Origin of the sequence: Alteromonas stellipolaris (assembly GCF_001562115.1) — a bacterium.
GTDB lineage: Bacteria > Pseudomonadota > Gammaproteobacteria > Enterobacterales > Alteromonadaceae > Alteromonas > Alteromonas stellipolaris.
In genome coordinates this window covers 733693-752713 of record NZ_CP013926.1, presented here as the reverse complement: position 1 = coordinate 752713, position 19021 = coordinate 733693, and the positions used below count along the sequence as shown (strand labels likewise).

Sequence of the window (19021 nt, the reverse complement as noted above, 5' to 3'; positions counted from 1 at the left end):
CTTATGGCTGGTTTTACTCTTTCACTGTTGCGGTTGCTGTCGCCGTAACCACGACACGCCCATTTTGTTTCGGGGTTAATAATGCGCTTTGCCGTTCAATAGGCTGCAGCCCATGTGTCCATTGCCAGTTTGAGGTTTCAGGAATCTTTAGCTTTATGGGCTGGTTTCCTGTTATCGAATAGATAAAATTGAGGGTATTGCTGCTTTTAGTTTCCACTGAAAGTGCGTACTGCTGTCCACCCAATGTGTAGGAAAATACGGGGTTACCGTTTTCTAATCGATAGCCTTTGTAGTGGCACTTGTGTTCTTCGTTCACGTGCTGAAGCTGCTCAGGTGCATGAAATACCCACTCGCCCAAAGGCAAACTAGGATCTTCACCACGACCAGCAATATTGGGCCCAACATTCAACATATCGCCCTGCCATAAACCGACTACGGCGCATGTCTTTGTGTTAAAGCCATAGTTTACTTTTGTAGGGAAACCAACGGAAATAGTGGAAGGAGGTAGGTCTAAAATTCGCTTTCGTTGAATGAGTATATGGTCAGAGGCTTTTAATTCAAACTTCTTCTCTTCCACTATATTTTTGGCTTTACTCGATAACGGAAAGAGCTTTACCGTTAAATCTAAATTCGTACCGATGAGTATGAGGTCTCGTTGATTTGGCTTTGTGTCGCCGGAACGATAAGTGACTTTCAAGTGTTGTTTACCGCGCTCCAAACGCCAAGTAGGGAACCATGCAGTACCGCCCTTCGTCACCTGTTTATGATTAATGTAAACTTTCAGTTCATGGGGGAATCCCCACTGTAACCATACTTGTGTATCCAAGTCTTTAGGTGCATAAAAGTCACCCTCGAACTCAATAAAATAGTGCTGAACCTCAGGGATAGCAAAGTCTGCAAGCCCCTTTGCTAACTCACCCGATTTTATCAACTTATCGGCTGTAACATCCGTATCGTCTGCACCGTTTAGTTGATATAGCTTGTAAGTTAGGTTGTCCCACCCTTCCCGTTTAGACAATACATAGGCCACTATTGCTTCAATTTGCGTCGCATCAAAAACCTGCTCAAATCCCGGCATCCCTGCATTGAGAAAACCTGTCTTTACGTTACTGAGTATCTGAGAAGGCGCACTTCCGTGCACCCATTCGCCGTCTTTTAAGTTAAACCCAGTCCCGCCACTTAAATCTTTAGCGTGGCAAGATGCACATATTTGTTCGAACAGCTTTTGGCCTTGCTGGGTTACTTTTACGTCCTGACTTTTTAACCTTAGCGTGGTGTCTAATTCGTTTCCATTAACACTAAACACCATCGTAACTACCAACACCGTCATTGCGTAAGTGAGTTTCTTCATTGTTGCTGAGTCCTTGTTAGTTTGTATGCCACGAAAGTTGTAGCCCTACACCTAGCTCAGGCCCAGGAACGCCAACGGCCACTTGATAATTTTTATCGAAGATATTTTGTACGTAGAAATCGAGGGTATGCTGATTGGAAATATCCCACGTGGTCGTAACATCCACTTTATTGAAAGCGGCTAAGTCACTTTGCTCAAATTCTCCCGAATACAGGCTTGTAGACTCAGTAGCGCCAACATAATTGAGTCTTGCTATCGTTTTTATATTGTCAGTAACTTGATAATTTACTGCCAGCCTACCCTGCCATTCTGGTCTACCCGTTAATATCTCTCCACTTTCTGTATCAAGATTGACATAGGTGATATCTCCTTCGACGGCGATGTCTTCTGATAGCTGATGGCTGGCAAACAGCTCCACACCACTGCCTTCGATGTTTGACCTATTGACTAGCGAAAAAGTTTGCCCATCAAAGTCGACGAGATTTTTGTAGTGGTAAAAGAAAATAGAAGCGTTTAATTCGCTCGAGTCACTTTGCCATTCAATACCGATATCTTTGTTGGTAGCCTGCTCGGGCTTCAAATCAGGGTTACCAATCATATTGTTACTTAACGCATATAAGCTCGGTAACTTAAACGCCGACCCAATGTTGGCAAAAAATCGTATTTGCTTAGAGAGTTGATAGACACCACCAACTTTCCATGTATTTTCGCTGGCAAAACCTTCGGCATCATCGTGACGTAGACCCGAAAATAGGGTCAATGCCTCATAAGACCATTGCGCATCTATGAAGCCCGCTAGCGTGTCCCGTTCGATACCAAAGTCAGTAGGGATGTCAGTACCAAATAGACTAACGAAACCCGAAGCACCCCCTTCCTCACTTTTGTAATCCACCCCTGCAGTAACTTGCACACTGTTTAATGACATCATATTCAACCAACGTAACTTGTAATAATCATATTGGTTTTGTGATTCTGTCGGGGGCGCGTTGGTATAAGGAGCAATACCGGCCGATACTAATTGGTCATCGATGTGGTAGAGCTCGGCCTGAGCAGCTAATTCGTACCATGAGTTAATTTCATGAGTATGGCGGACACTTGCGGTAACTAACTCGCCACGTTTTTCATCACGAGGGTTTGTTGGCGCATATACAATTCCACCGCTTTGATCTGCGTATGCCCATTGTTTATAGTCGCTATATCGCGCATTTAGCCGCGTGCTGCTGTTATCCATCAACACAAAATCTCCCTGTAGTGCGAACTCTAAGGATTCTTGTTGATCACCATTCGGTTGCCTATCGGTATCTAAATAGCTAAATCTCCCTTGAAGATTATCTGCGCCAACATTTACGCTCGCTACTTTTTGACCTTTCGGCAAAACACCTACTGATAGCTCTGTCCCAATGTCTCCGGGCGTAAATGTAACAAGGTTAATAACACCTGCTATTGCGTCTGAACCATAAATAGAAGATTGGGCGCCCTTTATAACCTCAACACGTTGCAGCGCGCTTTTCGATATCGAAGCTAAGTCAAAACTACCCCCTCGAGTATCAAGAGGGTTGTTAACTTGAACCCCATCTATTTGAACGATGACAAAATTGGTTTCTGCGCCACGCAAAAATATTTCTTGCACGGCACCGGACTTTTTAATGGTGACGCTTGGGACTTGAGCTAATACATCCAATGCAGTGGAGCCGACAATAGAGCGGATATCTTGTGCTGATAGCACAAATACTGGGCTGACCATTTGGCTAACGGCTGAAGGTTGAAAGTTTCCATAAATTTCAATAACTTCAGAATCTTCCTTTTCGTTAGCATTGATACCAACACAATATAAAAATAAACATACTGTCGCGCTTGTCGCAATGCGCATATGACTTCTCCCTAGACACTTCAGCAGAGTTCCAATCGAACCACTTTGTTAACAATCATCAATCAAATAGTAACAATTAATGTAAGCTAGGAACATAGTAAATTGCATTTTAGGTAAACAAAATGTTGCAACTTCGTTCTTTTAATTCCACATAGCGAGGTAGGTTCACCTAATGTAGGCCACGCTATGTAAACGGCTTAAATAGAAAGAAACTTTGAATCCTAGGAATTATTTCACTTCTACATCAATGGCATCTTGTACACCGTTTGTAAGGTATGAGGGGTTGCGGTTATTTGCTACAGGATAAGCATCTTGCCAAGAGTACAACCGAATTGTTGTTTGCCCTTTGCGATGAGCGATGACTTGCCCAAACTTATTAACAGAAGCGATAAGGGGGTTATCAGAGTGCCATATTACGCCGGCTCTTTGTGCGTTAGCAGGTGAAAGGTGGTAAGAAAGTTGAACTTGTTGATTAACGTTTAACGTTTTATAGGGCGCTAAAATTTGCACTTCACGAACTGGGCGCATGGTGTTCTTTTCCAGTACATCACCTAGCTCCTTGTAGGCTTTCTGCTGTTCTTTAGTGAGGGAATCTAGCGGGATCCCACTGTATCGTAACTTACCAAACTTGGCTTCAACTACTTTTTTTCCCACACGCTCAAGTGGGTCGGTGCGTAAATCAAAAAAGCGCCCCTTAGGAAATTCTTTAGTGGGTGCATATCGTTTGAACTCCTTGTTGAACGCATAGATGATGCCCACTTCATCGACTTCTTCATAGCTGTTGTTGCCAATAAACCATGTATAGATGTACTTTCTAGGTTCACCTTCGGCCCCTTTTGCTTGTGACCAAAAGCTAATACCGTCAACGTGCTCAGCCTGCGGCATGTCTATACCAGCGGCTTCAGCAACAGTGGGGTATATATCAGTAAGGTTGACCAAGCCTTGGTATGTTCTGTATTCCTCCTTTTTAGATGCTGGAACCACAGTAGGATAATTCAACACTAATGGAACATGCAGGCCATTGTCGGCATTGCCCCCTTTTCTTCCTGGATAAACCGTGTCATCAGGCAAAACATGACCAAAGACTTCTTTTGTTCCGTTGTCCCCCATCACCACGATTAAGGTGTTGTTACGAACACCTACTTCATCGAGTTTCATCACGACCTTACCAATGAGGTGATCCATATATTCAATCATATCGGGGAAGTACTGGCGGTCATCCCCTCCTTGATTGTTGTACTGTGCTATTTCTGGAAAATTATCAAATGCACTGGCAGGCTGAGTGAGGGGAGTAGGTTTGTGTTCGTCATGAACTAAAATCATCGGGTAATACAAAAAGAATGGTTTATCTCGGTTATCTTCAATAAATTGAAGTGCATGACGATTGACGATATCAGGCCCATACCAACGACGTCCGGTGTTGGGATCCAGATCGTTCCTTCCATTGTAATTGTATTCCTTCCCATTGATGACCAAGTTAGGGTTAATGTACCGCTGACCTTGTTTAGTTACATCAAAAGCGGCGTACTCATCCCAACCAAACTCCGAGATATAGCGTTCCCCTGGAACCTCTTTAGTGCCGCGCGTCTGTTTCCACTTTCCGAACAACCCTGTGGCGTAACCTGCATTTTTAAAGGCATCACCAAAGGTGATATCTGAGGCATGCAGTGATTTTGGTCTTAGATAATTTCTGTCATTGCGTTTGCCACTCATCAATGCGACACGCGTATTTTCACAAAGGGGGTATGCATAAGCGTGGTCTACACGGAGTCCTTCCCGAGCAAGCTCATCTATATTAGGGGTAGCAAATACTTTATTGGTGAATTTACCATCATTGCTGGTTATTCGATTCGCCCCATAAGCGGTCACACCATAGTGGCTTAAATCATCGATTAAAATGAGGACAATATTGGTCTTTTCACCATTTTCGTCGCCATAGGCGTTAGTGACCATGTTAATCATTAGTGCTGTACACAACACTAATTTGAACCAGAGGATTTTTTTCATGCTATTTACTCGTGCATATAGACGATTAAGAGAGCCTATTTTTACCCATATTTTCTTGTTGATGGATAGTAACGGGCCAACCTGAAAATTGATCGTCTTGGCTAGCGTTTGCAGCATCTACAAGAAATCGAAAAGCCTCTATGGTGTAGGTTTTAGCATCAGTATCAAATGTGATAAAGCCAAAGCCACTGCCCTTTTCGTGTGCTTCGATATAGCGGTTTTCCGCTTTACTCACCAGCGGATTCCCGACGGCGTAAACATATATTTTGTTCCCGAAACTATCTAAATATTCACCGGTTTGGGCTAAGCCATGAGACGGGCGATGTTGATAAGGCAAACCTAGGTCGTCAGGTCGCCACCACCTTGGCCACCCTGCTGCAATGGCGGGCGTACAAAACGCCCAATTGCTGTCTCTTTGTTCATGCACACCGTATTGCGACAGCGTGCCCAAGTGCGTATCACCGCAGATATGCAATGCTTTTGATTCGCGCATGATGTCAATAGCTCGATTACGAGCACTTGCTGGCCAACCACTACTGTCAAAATCGTATTTTAGATATCTGTCAGGTAGAGGTTGATGGGTGGAGATACCAGCAAATACGGTTTGGCTCAGTACGGCTTTAAGTTCATGACCTCGCCAATCTTGCCCCCACTGTCGTAAAAAGTCTTCTTGACGTTGTCCCAACAATTGTAAATCTGGGCTGTCGTATTCAGGGTTAATATAGGTTGGCGCTTCTCCGTCCCCTGTCTCCCCAACAATGATGTCTAATCTTTCAGGTCCACTTTTCCAATGGCGATCGGCAATAATAGCGAAACTCACATTGCCATACACTAAGTCGGTATAGTAAACACTGATGCCACGTTCTGACGGCCTGGGGTCTATAGGATCTGGATGATGAGCCGTATGGGTGCGGTGTACCACCTCAAGCATAGGAATTGGTTGAATATACCCCCCCCAACCATCGCTGCGACCTGTTTTAACAAACTTCTCATCCATTGCAGCACCGCTTTCCCCCCACAGGTTGCCCTGAAATACATCGTGGTCATCTGGCAAGCAAACGGTAGGGGCATTTCGCATGGCATCTCTAAATGACCAGCCAAACTGGTAATACTTTCTCAAGTAACAATGGATTGCAGGTAAAGCAGGGGTGCGAACAAACCCGAATCCACCATGGTTTTCATATATTTGGTCTCCGGAAAATAAAATAAGATCTGGCTGTAGCTTAGCAACATTATTGGCAACAGGTTCATAGGGAAATGCATAATCATTCTGACACGTTAATGCCGCCATTCGCAGATTGCGCTTTGTAGGGTTCGCCCTAATTAGACCTGTAAACGTATCTGTTGCGATAGTTCCATCTCGACGTTTTTCTGCATAAACGAGTCGATACTTAGTAGCCTGAGTTTCCTTCCAATTAGGAATTCGAAATGTAGCTACCCATGCATCAGGGTCTAAAGGTGCCATCGCCCTTGTTTGCCAATTGCCATTATTTAATACTTGCAACTCGACTTGATGATTATCGTGTTTACCCATAGGCCCCGTAAAGGCACTGAGTTTAAGGACAAAGCCTTCTTCGGTGCGAGTATCGCTTAGCGTATACATTGCCCATAGTAGTGGACCGAATTTTTGTTCCGGTGAATATACAAATGCTGAACCTTTGATTTGCCAATCTGAAAACCCGTAACGCGTACCATTTTTCGGTGCAGGCGCTTCTGAGGACAGAGTGAAATTACTCGTCACCGCTACGTTTCCCAGTAATAAACTGGAATCAACCCAGGTTTCAACTTGCGCTAATACCTCTGAATTATTGAGATCCAACGCTTTAGCCGTCAACTTTGTGGTGCCGTTGTAGGGCTTTCCCTCAATCTTAATACGAACTTTGCTGCTGTTTGGCAAACGCGGCAATTTAACAGATTTGTTATTTAAAATTAGTTGGTCGTCTTTAATACCCGCATCTATACCCGACTGAACAAAGCAATTACTTTTGTATTCATTAATATCACTTTTTGCGCCAAATCTTAGGCCACCACCGCCATCGTTTACCCCTGAAGAAGTACGATGTACAACAACTGACATATTAATAGTGCCGTTAGCGTCTACAATTTGCGTAGTGAGAGAGTGCACACTTCGGTTACCACCCGTGCTAATGCATTCAGCAGCGCCATTTACAACACGCCAGTCTTCCATTGGGTTCGCCCAATATTCACCGCCTAACCAAACTCGATCATGGGTATTGCTCCAAGCATCGGTAACTTTTGTGTGTAAAGAATTTGAAGGTGGCGCTTGAATGTGGCTTTCGGTAGATTTGCAACCCACTGCGGTTGTCGCTAAGCCAGCAACAGCCAACTTTAAGGTATCACGACGAGAAAATGGCTTTGTCATAGAGTTCTCTCAGCTATTTGTAGTAACTGTTGTATTTATTTCACGTAATTCAACCACTCACCGCGCCAAATTGTCAACAATTAAATGTTTATCAAATGTTAAACTAGCTTAAGAGAGACTCCAATTAAATTATGATTAACGCCTTCTCTCATTAAAATAGCTAATTCTATTTCAGCTCTCCTCTTAGCGTAACTTCCAGCAACGCATCGATTTCAGCGATATCAACATCCCTAACCCTGTATGGCCTAGTCCATAAAACGTTTCAAAAACCATAGCCTGTAAGGCTCTCGTTAATACTAAAGTCTAGAATAATGGTCAACTTTAAAGAAAATCCAAATGAAACTGTTAATTTTTGAAATTACATAACATTAAGCTTATTGAATATAAAAACCATAAAAATCAGAATATTAATTACAAAAATACTCAAAAAAACCATTCTAAAAATCCACCACATTGTTAACAAAAAACTATTTACCATTTACATTGTTAAAATTAAGTATTATGGTTTAACGAAATAATTGTAAAACAATTGTTATACACATGTTTTGCTGAGGTAGAATCCGTAATTTGCAGTAAGCACGGGATAGGCATCAAGCGAAGCTGGGATGAAAACCATTAGAAACTTAGGACGAAGGATAGTGCTCATAAAAACCAAGCTACTTTATTTCGTCTATGGGAGGTACGCGTGATTAATTCAGGACCAAAGTTTAAACTTAGTGCTCTGGCGCTTGCAATGTTGGGAATCACACCATCGGCATATGTTGGCGCGCAAGAAAATAACGATATTGAACGCCAGATTTCATCGAGTGAGACTAAGGTCTCTGAAAAAGAGAAACAGAGCAAGAAAGAAGACGAAGAGACTGTCGAGGTTATTACTGTAAGTGGCTTTAAAGGCAGCTTGATTAAGTCAATGTCACAGAAGCGAAACTCTAAAAACGTTTCTGACTCTATATTCTCTGAAGATATTGGAAAATCTACCGACCAAAACATTGCTGATGCGCTTTCAAGGGTTACCGGTGTTTCCGTACAATCTGAAGATGGCGAAGGTACCCGAATAACAGTTCGCGGCGCTAACCCTAATCAGAATATGATTACCCTAAACGGCGTTCAACTTACTAGTTCTGACTTCAACCAAGCCGTTGACTTAAGTGCGTTTTCTTCAGATATTTTATCTAGTATAAATGTTGTTAAAACTCCCAGTGCCGATCACGATGAAGGATCACTTGGAGCGTCAATTAGCCTTAATACTACACGCCCTCTTGACATTAAGAATGACCGGCGCGCTCTGACAATTCAAGGGCGCTATAATGACTTTTCAGAGAACGAAGATTATAAAATATCAGGTGTATTTTCTGAAAAGTTCTTAGACGAACGATTCGGCTTTATTATTCAGGGTTACACAGAAACAAATTCGGTTCGTCGCGATGAAATGAGAATTAATGATTTTCAAAAACGTGATATCGCCGCTGCCTATGACCAAAATGGAAATATCGTAACCGACTATACCGCTATTGCCCCTACAGAGGTCGAGTATAGCCTATTCCAAAATGACCGAGATCGGTTTGGCGTAAATGGTAGCCTTCAATATTTACCCACTGACACCACTAATATTGTTCTAGATTTCAATTACAGCCAATTTAGCAGTGAACAATACACCAACGGCATTATTGTCCGTAACGCCTTTCCCGAACGTGAAAACTTTGTAGAGGGAGAAGCCAGTGCAGTTCAAATTGATGGCCAAGATTTTATCCCTACGTTTTCAGACCCCACCCTAGATTGGACAAATGTCGACACAGATACTCGCACAGTAACTCGTCAGCTCAGACGTTTTGCAGATGGTGGCTACCGACATACCGATAGAGGTGAAGATACTTCTAACATTCAGCTTGGGCTGACTCTTGAACAAGAGCTTACTTACAATTTACGTATGGAAGCAGGCGCAAACTACTCAAAAACTTCAGAGCGCCCCGACCAGAGTTTTACTGTGTATTTGCTCAATGGTGCAAACCCAGCAATGGGGCGGTTATACGCTGGCCCAGAGGGAGAGCCTCATACTGGTATTCAACCGGCTGGTTACGATTGCACCTCTGGCGTATGTCAGATGGTTTTTGGTGATGGTTTAATTTCAGAAAATGACCCATTTAATCAATTTGATAATACCTCTAATACCGCGTGGAACCCAGATGACATTGCCTCGCACAATACCAACAACTTCCGTTTGCTAGACCGAGAGGTAGATGACGAGCAAGAGACGTTCTTCGTCGATTTTGATTGGGATGTTGAATTTGCAGGTATTACGCAAGTGGAGTTTGGCGCCAAGTATCGTAAACGGGTGAAAACGGTCGATGACCAATTTTACGATCTCAACAATACCTCACGAGCCGTGACCGTAGATATCTTCGACGCAGACGGTAACTTAGTGGGGCAACAAGTACTACAAGAAGGGCAAAATTTAGGCACAGTACCAACTGCAAACTACACCCTATCAGATGCCTTTCCCTACGATAATTTCATGCAATCTTTAGGTGTTCCTATGAGTGCTGCAACTGACGGCTGGCCTTTGGTATCAGCGCAGTTACTTCAAGAGCAAGCATTTGGTATTGATAACCTTGCCTTGAATCCTGACCCAGGCAACTATCGGGAAACAGAGCTAAAACATCAAGCGGCTTATGTGAAATTTAATTATGAGTATCTAGATGGCCGATTAACGGGTGATGTAGGTGTACGTTATATAAAAACTGAATCCAGTAGCCTTGGTAACTCCAGTGCACGCTTTGCTGGGGATAACGTATTTGGTCGTGTATTCGACCCCTTTATGTTTCGTCAATTACGTGACTTCGTGAATAACCCTGAGTGCCAAATTCCAGGTAATCCTAGAATTGTTGATCAATTCGCAGGTTACAACAGACTAGACGGATTGGGTTGGGATTTAACTGGAGATACCCCTGTTAGATTGGCAGCAGACCCTTCAGGTTACCCTTGTTATGACCCATTGGCGTTGCAAGGTGCGGCAGGTTCATTTTTCTTAAGCCGTCATGAAGACATTTCTAGACATCCATTTTATGTGTGGGGTGACGATCCTAATAACCCTGAAGACCGCTCATTAGTTTCGTTTGCCACTGAAGGCGCCAACGAATATGACATGTTCCTACCTAGCCTTAATATTAACTATCAGGTTAGTGATGATTTAATCAGTCGTTTTGCCGTATCAAAAACAATTTCACGTCCTAACATTGATTCTCTGCGCCCAGGCTTCAACCTAAATGAGAACTTTTGGTCTCCAAATGACGCAGCAAGCGGCAACATCAACTTGTTTAACCCTGAGCTTATGCCTCAAGAGTCAAACAACCTCGACATATCTTTAGAGTGGTACTTTAACGATACGAGTTTACTGTCGGCAGCATTCTTCTATAAAGATCTATCCAATTTTGAAGAACGTGAAGCCGCGCTTGTTTACGCCGAAGATTTACGTCACGTCGACTTAACCCAACCTTATGATGTGGGCGGGTTAATTCTGACAGAAGCTCAAGTACGAGAAAACCTTCAAAACCCTGACGCCATTGACGGTGTAGGTTATGCAGCCTGCTTCCCAGATCGTGGCAACATTAGCGACCTTCAAGCAGATTGGTGGTTTGACGAATCAGATGACTTAATTGGTTGGTGCTCACAATTTACCGCCACACGCTTAAGAAATGGCGCAGGTGCGTCAATAAAAGGGCTAGAGTTAAGCTATCAACAAACCTACGACTTTTTACCCGGCATTTGGTCTGGGCTAGGCGCTCAGGTTAACTATACCTATCAAGATAGTAAAACAGATGCAGAGTTTTCCTCTTTTGATTCCACCCAAGCACTGCCACAGTACCCACAAGCTTGGACTCCAGAACACAGCTACAACGCTACTGTTTTCTGGGAGAAAGGGGGTCATCAAATACGCTTAGCAATGCGCGGTAAATCAGATGAGTTGATTCAGCGAACGTGGAACGAAGGTTCGCTGTGGCGAGACGGAAGTCTTCTTTTTGACTTAACCGCAAGCTATCAAATATCGAAAACCATGCGTGTCTCTTTCCAAGCTATCAATTTAACGGATGAAGAAACCCGTAACTACTTTACTAGTCGCACTATTAACCTTGGTGATACTCAAATTATCGATGGTCAAGAAGTCGCCGTGCTCTATGACGAAGGCAACCCATTGGAAGACAGCAGCGTGACACAATCAAGAACACAACAATTATACAAAACTGGTCGCACGTTCCGTTTAGACCTGCGCATAGACTTCTAGGAGTACCGATAATGAAAAGACAACTACCGGCGCTTCTTGCGCTCTCTATTACAGCAGCCTTAACAGGCTGTGGCGGTGACAGCGACAGCGGTTCAGATAGTTCAGGTGCAAGTGGCGCAAACCGCACACCCCAGTTAAATGCTGAAGCCTTAAACACAGATCGCGGCCAAGCCATGGTCGTGACTTCCGAAAATGAAGAGGTGGTACGATGGGAAGTAAGTTTTAATGAATCTGAAAACACATTTACAGACCCGTATGATGCCAACGCAACAGTAGACTTCTTTGACATAGATTTACTGGCTGGGGTTACCGACCCTGATGGTGATACCTTATCAGTTAAGAATGTGACCTTCATTTGGCCTGGTCCTAATTGTGCGAATACCACGGTCGATGCCGTTAACTTCCCTGATATTTGTGACCCTATCCTTGCAGAATTTGGCGTGGAGTCAGGCAATACTATTACCCCTGACATCGCTGCCGATATTCGTGAATATCAAAATCTACCGATTGTTGACCAAGCAATATTCGGCTTCGAGTTTCTTGCAGATAGCTTACGTGTAACGCCTCGAAATTTTGCTCCCATTCTACTTACAGGACAAACCGCAGAACTGGGAATTAATTACGAAATTACTGATGGAGAAAACACGTTACGTCGTCAGTTAGTTGCCATCGTAAACGGTGAAGATAAAGCTCCTTCGTTCATAGAAACCAACCCTGATGGAACGCCACGTTTAGACTCTGATGGCAACCAAATTCCCATTGAGCCACCTTCGCTCTTGGTTTCTGAAAAATCAGGCGTCACTACCATTGATATGACAGCGGGTTTATACGACCAAGACATCTATGATGCTTTAGCTTGGCAACGAGAAATTGGCGATTTGGCTTCGTTTTATAGTGCCATCAACAACTTATACGCCAGAGAAAACCTTAGTATTACGAATTTCACCGTAACGGCATCAAATGGTATGGAAATACCGGATGGCTTTGCGTCTTTTGTTCAGCGTGTAGACCCTGTCACAGGTTTAGTCACAGGTGCTGATCTAACGATTAATGCCGCCGTTTTAGCTGATGTTCTGAGCGCTGGTGAAGTGGTAGATGTACTTGTCAGTTTTGATATCACAGATGGTAACAACGTAACCTCAAGAGAAATTGAAATTACTGTACTTGGCGCCGATGAAGAGAACGCCCCTGTCTTCTTTGAAGGCATTGAGAAAACCGTTGAGACGACTGGCGACCCTATTAACATTAATTTGTTAGAAGGGGCAATAGAGCTGGACGGAGATGAAATGTCAGCAATTGGGATAACACCAGTAGGCGCTACCGAAGCCGAGTATGGCGTTTTCTTTGGTACGAGTAACATTACCATCGACCCCTATCATTTCTCTTATTTAGCGCCTGGTGAGTCTAAAGTTTTCTCGTATACCTATCAGATTACTGATGGCTCGATGACTTCCGAAGAACGCCGTGTTGATATTACCGTTAATGGTGTAAGTGCAAACCTCGCAGCAAGGGGCGCACAGAGCGACCCGGGCTTTGAGTCAGGCTCTTTAGAAGGAAGTGCTTGGAAATTCCAACTCGACCCTGCTTCAGCAGCCACTGAAGAGAACTTGATAGTAACTGATGCTGAAAAGCACTCTGGCGACTACAGCCTTAGTAGTATGCAAGATGGAATGTTCACCACCCTGGGCACAACGGGTATTCAACAAAATCAGCTTAATGAAAATGATCTGTTTTATATCAGTGTTTATGCCAAGGTTGCAGCGGGTCAGTGGAACACACTTAATGGCTTACTGAATCGTGGAGACAACTTCGACCGCAACAACGCGGTTGAGAACTTAACGTTCCAGTCGGCGCTAGGTGTCACTAATAGCTGGGTTGAACGCATTACCACTCTGCGCGCCTCAGACTACTTCGCCCCGACTACCGAAGAAACGGTGAGCTTATCTCTACTGATGAATCAGAACACTCAGTTCGATGACGTGGCGATGATCAAAGTGAAAAGCGGCGGTCAAGTACGTCAGATGATTGCCAATGGACGGTTCCTAAGTCCTTCTACCCAAGGTTGGAGCATAACCGGCGGAGCAAGCATTGAAGCAACACTAGATGCAAACAGAGCTGCGAACCCAAGTGGTGCAGATTATGGACTGCAAATCACCAATAATACTGCAGAGACCCAGCGTATTGAGTTAGATCCTAACTTCTTCCCTCAAGGCGCGGTTAAAAATGGAATGCGCTATATTATCCAGTTTGATATGAGAACCCCTTCTTATACCTCTGACACTGGTGCTATCCCTATAGAGTTCGGTATTTTCGAAGTCGGTGGTAACAACTTTAGTAAGCGTGTCGACTTTGCAAATCGCAGTCCTACTGAGTGGACAACCTACTATATGCATATTGATACCACGTCTGACAGTGCCTATTTTGGTGGCAGCATTAACAGTGATGTTAACTTTGATTGGACCTCGACAATAGTGCAGCCAGCTTTATATATCCGCCCTGGAGATGAACTGCAAATCGACAACATCTCTATGTACCCCGTACCGAAACACTAATCCGTTGGCCTTTGGAGCCCCGTGTCACTGGGGCTCCTTTTTTGTTTACAGGGGCATATTTAATGGTAAAGACCTACAAGATATTGATTTTAGGCGGTGGGACGGCGGGCTGGATGGCCGCTAATCTCATGGCTAAGTCATGGAGTAAGCAGGGCTTCTCTATTACTTTAATGGAGTCTCCTGATATACCTACTGTTGGTGTGGGAGAAGGTTCTACACCTTATATACGTCGTTTTTTTGAGCAAATGGACATACCCGAAAGTGAATGGATGCCTCAGTGTCACGCTACCTATAAGAATGGTATTAGGTTTACCGATTGGACAACAAAGCCAGGGTTTGAAAGCTACTTTCACCCCTTCGCTACCGACATAGATAACCCCCACTTTAATTTATTCAAACAGCACGTGGCGTTAAGAAGACAAGGGTTGAATATATCAGTCCACCCTGACGATTACTTTTTGATGACCCACATGACAAAACGTAAAAAGCTCCCCTTGCCCACTGGACAGTTCTCACATACGCTTTTTTACGCCTACCATTTTGATGCCAAATTACTGGGAGATTTTCTTAAAAAACGAGCGCTTTGTGCTGGTGTTAAATACCTTGTCGATAAGGCTTTCGAGATAGAGAAACACCCTAACGGTGATATTGCCGCAATACAAACCCATTCGAACCAACGCATTGAAGCCGATTTCTTTGTGGACTGCAGTGGGTTTAGTTCATTGCTGATGCAAAAAGCACTCGATGTACCTTTTATCAGCTACCGTGATTCGTTGCACAATGATGCCGCTGTCGCGATACCAAGTGCAGCAGAAGCCCCTTTTTTACCGCAAACCCTTTCAGCGGCCATGCCTTGCGGTTGGCGTTGGAAAATACCGCTAACTCACCGTACCGGTAACGGTTATGTCTACAGCAGTGACCACCTGTCGGGCGATGAAGCCGAACAACAGCTAAGAAATGCTGCGGGTATTAATAATGCCAGAACTGCTGCCCATCACATTAAGATGAGAGTGGGTCGAAATCAGGCCCATTGGAAACGTAACTGCCTAGCTGTTGGTTTGTCACAGGGTTTTATTGAACCCCTTGAGGCAACTGGCCTACAAATGACGCTTATCACCATAGAGCAGTTTATCGCACACTTTGAAAAAGGGAACTTCACTTCCCGCTATCAAGAGAATGTAAATAACGGCATCAATGCCGCCTTCGACCATATTCGTGATTATGTATTGCTGCACTACTTGGCAAATAACCGCAACGACACTCAGTACTGGCGTGATTGTCGAGGAGATGTGGCCATCTCTGATTCCCTAAGAAGTATACTTGAAATATGGAGCCAAGGCGGGGATCTAGAGCAAGAATTACAACGCCAAAATATTAGCCAATATTACCCTTCGCTATCATGGCACGTGATTTTAACAGGCATGGGGGTTTTCCCCTCCGCCCATTATCAAAACCCATCTCTAAACCAGCAGTTTCAGACATCAAAAGCCAACATGAAAGCGTTTTTCAATCACTGTGTAGCGCAGTTTCAATCCAGCGTGTCAGCAAATCAACAAGGATCAGTGCAAAATGTATATTAGGCAAGCTAATCCATCATTGGCTATTAAACGAATTCAATTAGTCGCTCACAAAGTAAAATTTTTAATATTAAGTACCGCGATTGGCTTTCTTACAGCCTGCGCCGACTCGGTCACTTCCGTTGACCCAGACAGCGACAAGCACCACAGTGCTGCCACGGCCCCTTTTGTTGTTTCCGGTCACGCGCCACAAATTGAACGCATGCAATGGTCACGGGTAGATGCCATGTCAGATGAGTTTAACGGCAACGCCATCAACCTTAATAAATGGCAAATAGAGCCCGTGGGGAATGGCTGGATGTGGATTGGTCGGCCACCGGGGTTGTTTAAACCTGAGAATGTCAGCGTATCTAACGGTTCAATGAATGTTGAAGTGAGCCCGCTAGAGAAAACCACTGAACTTAAAGGAAGAGAATATAAGTATCAAGGCGCAATTGTACGCTCTCTTGAAGCCGGCCAGCCAGGCTGGTATTACGAAGCCCGTATGAAAGCGAATGCTACTGAAATGTCTTCTACATTCTGGCTGATGACGAAATCTGATGGCGTCAAAAAACTTGAATTAGATATTCAAGAGTGTGTGGGGAAGATGTCACCAGACGCTACCGAGTGGGCTAAAAACTGGGATCACATCTTTCATTCCAATGCGATTCACCGCGTCAATAAACACAATCCCGAAAAGGTGCAAATTCAAGGTATTAAGTATTTGCCCGAACAAAATCATGAACGTTATTTTGTTTACGCGGCATGGTGGAAGTCAGCCAAAGAAATTCGTTTTTATCTTGACGGGAAATACGTTTATTCAATTGAACCGAGCGTGGATTGGGATGTACCAGCGTTCTATCAAATGGCGATTGAAACCTACGATTGGAACCCAGTTCCTGAAGACGGGGGTATGGTAGTGACCGGCACAAAAGAGCAACGAACCACACGATACGATTGGATAAGAACGTGGCGTCCATCAACTTTACCACCCGCATCTTAATGACGATAAACGCTTACATAAAAAGACTTCGAAATTTAGGTAAATATCATAATGAATAAATACATAGTAAATACAGCGTTAGCGATGCTCACTTTACTGTCAGCAGCAACCTTCGCCAAAGACACTCGCCCAAATATTCTGGTCATCTTGTCAGATGATGCAGGCTATTCAGATTTAGGCACATTTGGCGGTGAAATTGATACTCCCAACTTAGATGCGTTGGCAAAAGGTGGAATGCGTTTCAGCCAATTTTATAGTAATGCTAGGTGCAGTCCTACAAGGGCATCGCTGTTGACAGGTGTCGATGCAGCCCACGTTGGCTTTGGCGGTGGCGTGGTAGGTGACTGGAGCCGTGAACTCCCTTTTTCTGCTCACCGTGGGCGTATTGCTTATGAGCAACCGCTTATATCAGAACTGTTGGCCGACAATGGCTATCAAACTATGATGGTCGGTAAATGGCATCTTGGTGGAAGCTACATAAAAAATGACCCAGAAAAACTAGCACCACTATGGCATAAAACGCACACCGCGATGGAATTAACTCAAGAGGAAATGGAGCTAGATTACCTTGCCCTTCCCCCTCAAAGAGGATTTCAAAAAAGTTTCGTTTTTCTGGGTGCGCAAGGAAACTTGTTTTATACCCCAAAAGATAATCACCCCTACTATGAATCAAATGAAAAGGCTGACTTAGTATTTTCAAACACCTATAACATGCATTGCTATGCGAAAAGTCCTGCTGAAAAACGCCAGTACAGCGCGTGCCATGGCAAGTCTGAGAAAGCTTTTTACGCTACTGATGGTATGAGCGATCGTGCTGTTGATATGCTCAAAGCAGCATCACAAAAACCAGAGCCTTTTTTCATGTACGCCGCATTTAGGGCGCCCCATAAACCCTTACAAGCGCCTCAGGAACTGGTTGAAAAATACCTAGAGCGATATCAAGATTTACAGCTACTTGTTGATGAGCGCTATAAAGGCTTGATTGCCTCTGGTCTCTTTCCTGAAGAAGCTACGTCTCAAAGTGCAAAACAGTTACTAAGCTCGATGTCGGATGAAAAAAGAGATGAGCTTCGACTTATTGGTGCGGTACATGCTGCAATGATGGAAAAGATAGATGAAAACGTCGGTAAAATGATTAATGAATTGAAAGCGTCTGGCGAATACGACAACACATTAATTTTGTACTTCTCAGACAATGGCGCCGCAGCGCATACCGATGGATTATTCAATGTGCCCTACCGTGGCGTTAAAGCACTGTTATGGGAAGGCGGTGCTCGAACCCACGCAATTGCAAGCTGGCCTGGTGTTATTCCGGCAGACCGTATTTCTGACAACGTCGTTTGGGTTGGCGATATACTTCCAACACTACTGGAAATTACACAAACCCCTTTTCCAGACAAGTTTCATGGAAGCACGCCGAGAAAACCCGATGGACGAAGTGTTTTTACCACGCTAAAGGGAGAAAAGCAGTCTCCACCAGAAGCTATCTTCTTTAATGATAAAGGTCAGCAGAGTGTGGTGTATCAGGGGCGTTGGAAACTGCTTATAGAGCCAGGTTGGTATTTACAAACCTTAGCTAAACCAGGCATTGCTCATGAGCTATATGATTTAAGCTCAGACCCAGGGGAGTCAAACAACCTAGCAAAATCACATCCCGAGTTGGTCGAAAAGTTAGTCGCGATGTGCGAAAGATGGAAGGCAGAAAACAGTATCGTGGATTACTCTAATATTATCGAGCTTAAACCCAAAGACCCTTATTAACCTCAACTTAGTCTAGGCTGAATCTACGTTGTATTAAGCCCCATAAACGGTGCCGAGTATCTTGTATCTCGGCACCGTTTATGGGGCTAACTAGCCTCTGAGTATATCGTCTGGCTTCTTATCTATTTTCAAAAAGAAGTAGCATTTAAGAGCACTACCTCAGTCTCAGCCAGCTTAAGCAAACACCATCAAAAACTCGCCCGCAGCAGTGAACACTGCGCAGGTAGCAATTGCTATAAAAGTTAAATTCTGCTTTACT

The 19021-nt window shown here is 44.0% G+C and carries 9 protein-coding genes; 5 read left to right on the top strand and 4 right to left on the bottom strand.

Translation table 11 applies throughout. From position 1 onward, the window contains the following. Positions 1–13 precede the first annotated feature (13 nt). The 4 genes from AVL57_RS03115 to AVL57_RS03100 all read right to left on the bottom strand — a co-directional run bounded on the left by AVL57_RS03115 (position 14) and on the right by AVL57_RS03100 (position 7611). A complete protein-coding gene (locus AVL57_RS03115) occupies positions 14–1351 on the bottom strand; it encodes a c-type cytochrome (RefSeq protein ID WP_061093571.1) in 1338 nt (445 codons plus the stop codon). Positions 1352–1367: 16 nt separating this feature from the next. Next, complete coding sequence (locus tag AVL57_RS03110; protein WP_057794008.1) at positions 1368–3221, bottom strand: TonB-dependent receptor plug domain-containing protein; 1854 nt, start codon at positions 3219–3221, stop codon at positions 1368–1370. A gap of 228 nt (positions 3222–3449) precedes the next feature. Continuing rightward, positions 3450–5228, bottom strand: coding sequence for a sulfatase-like hydrolase/transferase (locus AVL57_RS03105; RefSeq protein WP_057794011.1), 1779 nt, complete (start codon positions 5226–5228; stop codon positions 3450–3452). 25 nt (positions 5229–5253) lie between these two features. Next, on the bottom strand, positions 5254–7611 hold the full coding sequence (locus tag AVL57_RS03100; RefSeq protein WP_057794012.1) for an alkaline phosphatase D family protein: 2358 nt from the start codon (positions 7609–7611) through the stop codon (positions 5254–5256). A gap of 733 nt (positions 7612–8344) precedes the next feature. Between AVL57_RS03100 and AVL57_RS03095 the strand changes: the two genes are divergently transcribed. The 5 genes from AVL57_RS03095 (at position 8345) to AVL57_RS03075 (ending at position 18762) form a co-directional block, all read left to right on the top strand. Then, positions 8345–11890: a TonB-dependent receptor gene (locus AVL57_RS03095; protein ID WP_063457212.1), complete on the top strand. Its 3546-nt coding sequence runs from the start codon at positions 8345–8347 to the stop codon at positions 11888–11890. Between the two features lie 11 nt (positions 11891–11901). Then, entirely contained in the window at positions 11902–14442 is a 2541-nt protein-coding gene (locus AVL57_RS03090; protein WP_057794016.1) for a hypothetical protein, read from the top strand. A 62-nt stretch (positions 14443–14504) separates the two neighbouring features. Continuing rightward, on the top strand, positions 14505–16022 hold the full coding sequence (locus AVL57_RS03085) for a tryptophan halogenase family protein (RefSeq protein ID WP_057794018.1): 1518 nt from the start codon (positions 14505–14507) through the stop codon (positions 16020–16022). Then, complete coding sequence (locus tag AVL57_RS03080; protein ID WP_138118127.1) at positions 16012–17001, top strand: LamG domain-containing protein; 990 nt, start codon at positions 16012–16014, stop codon at positions 16999–17001. Before AVL57_RS03085 ends, AVL57_RS03080 begins: the two co-directional genes overlap by 11 nt. Before the next feature lie 51 nt (positions 17002–17052). Further along, positions 17053–18762 (top strand): sulfatase-like hydrolase/transferase, encoded by a 1710-nt coding sequence (locus tag AVL57_RS03075; protein ID WP_082604974.1) that lies wholly within the window; start codon positions 17053–17055, stop codon positions 18760–18762. Positions 18763–19021 lie beyond the last annotated feature (259 nt).

Coding starts and splice junctions, on each gene's coding strand:
- AVL57_RS03105 (WP_057794011.1), bottom strand. CDS start 5,228: ATGAAAAAAATCCTCTGGTTCAAATTAGTGTTGTGTACAGCACTAATG.
- AVL57_RS03080 (WP_138118127.1), top strand. CDS start 16,012: ATGTATATTAGGCAAGCTAATCCATCATTGGCTATTAAACGAATTCAA.
- AVL57_RS03075 (WP_082604974.1), top strand. CDS start 17,053: ATGAATAAATACATAGTAAATACAGCGTTAGCGATGCTCACTTTACTG.
- AVL57_RS03110 (WP_057794008.1), bottom strand. CDS start 3,221: ATGCGCATTGCGACAAGCGCGACAGTATGTTTATTTTTATATTGTGTT.
- AVL57_RS03100 (WP_057794012.1), bottom strand. CDS start 7,611: ATGACAAAGCCATTTTCTCGTCGTGATACCTTAAAGTTGGCTGTTGCT.
- AVL57_RS03090 (WP_057794016.1), top strand. CDS start 11,902: ATGAAAAGACAACTACCGGCGCTTCTTGCGCTCTCTATTACAGCAGCC.
- AVL57_RS03085 (WP_057794018.1), top strand. CDS start 14,505: ATGGTAAAGACCTACAAGATATTGATTTTAGGCGGTGGGACGGCGGGC.
- AVL57_RS03115 (WP_061093571.1), bottom strand. CDS start 1,351: ATGAAGAAACTCACTTACGCAATGACGGTGTTGGTAGTTACGATGGTG.
- AVL57_RS03095 (WP_063457212.1), top strand. CDS start 8,345: ATGTTGGGAATCACACCATCGGCATATGTTGGCGCGCAAGAAAATAAC.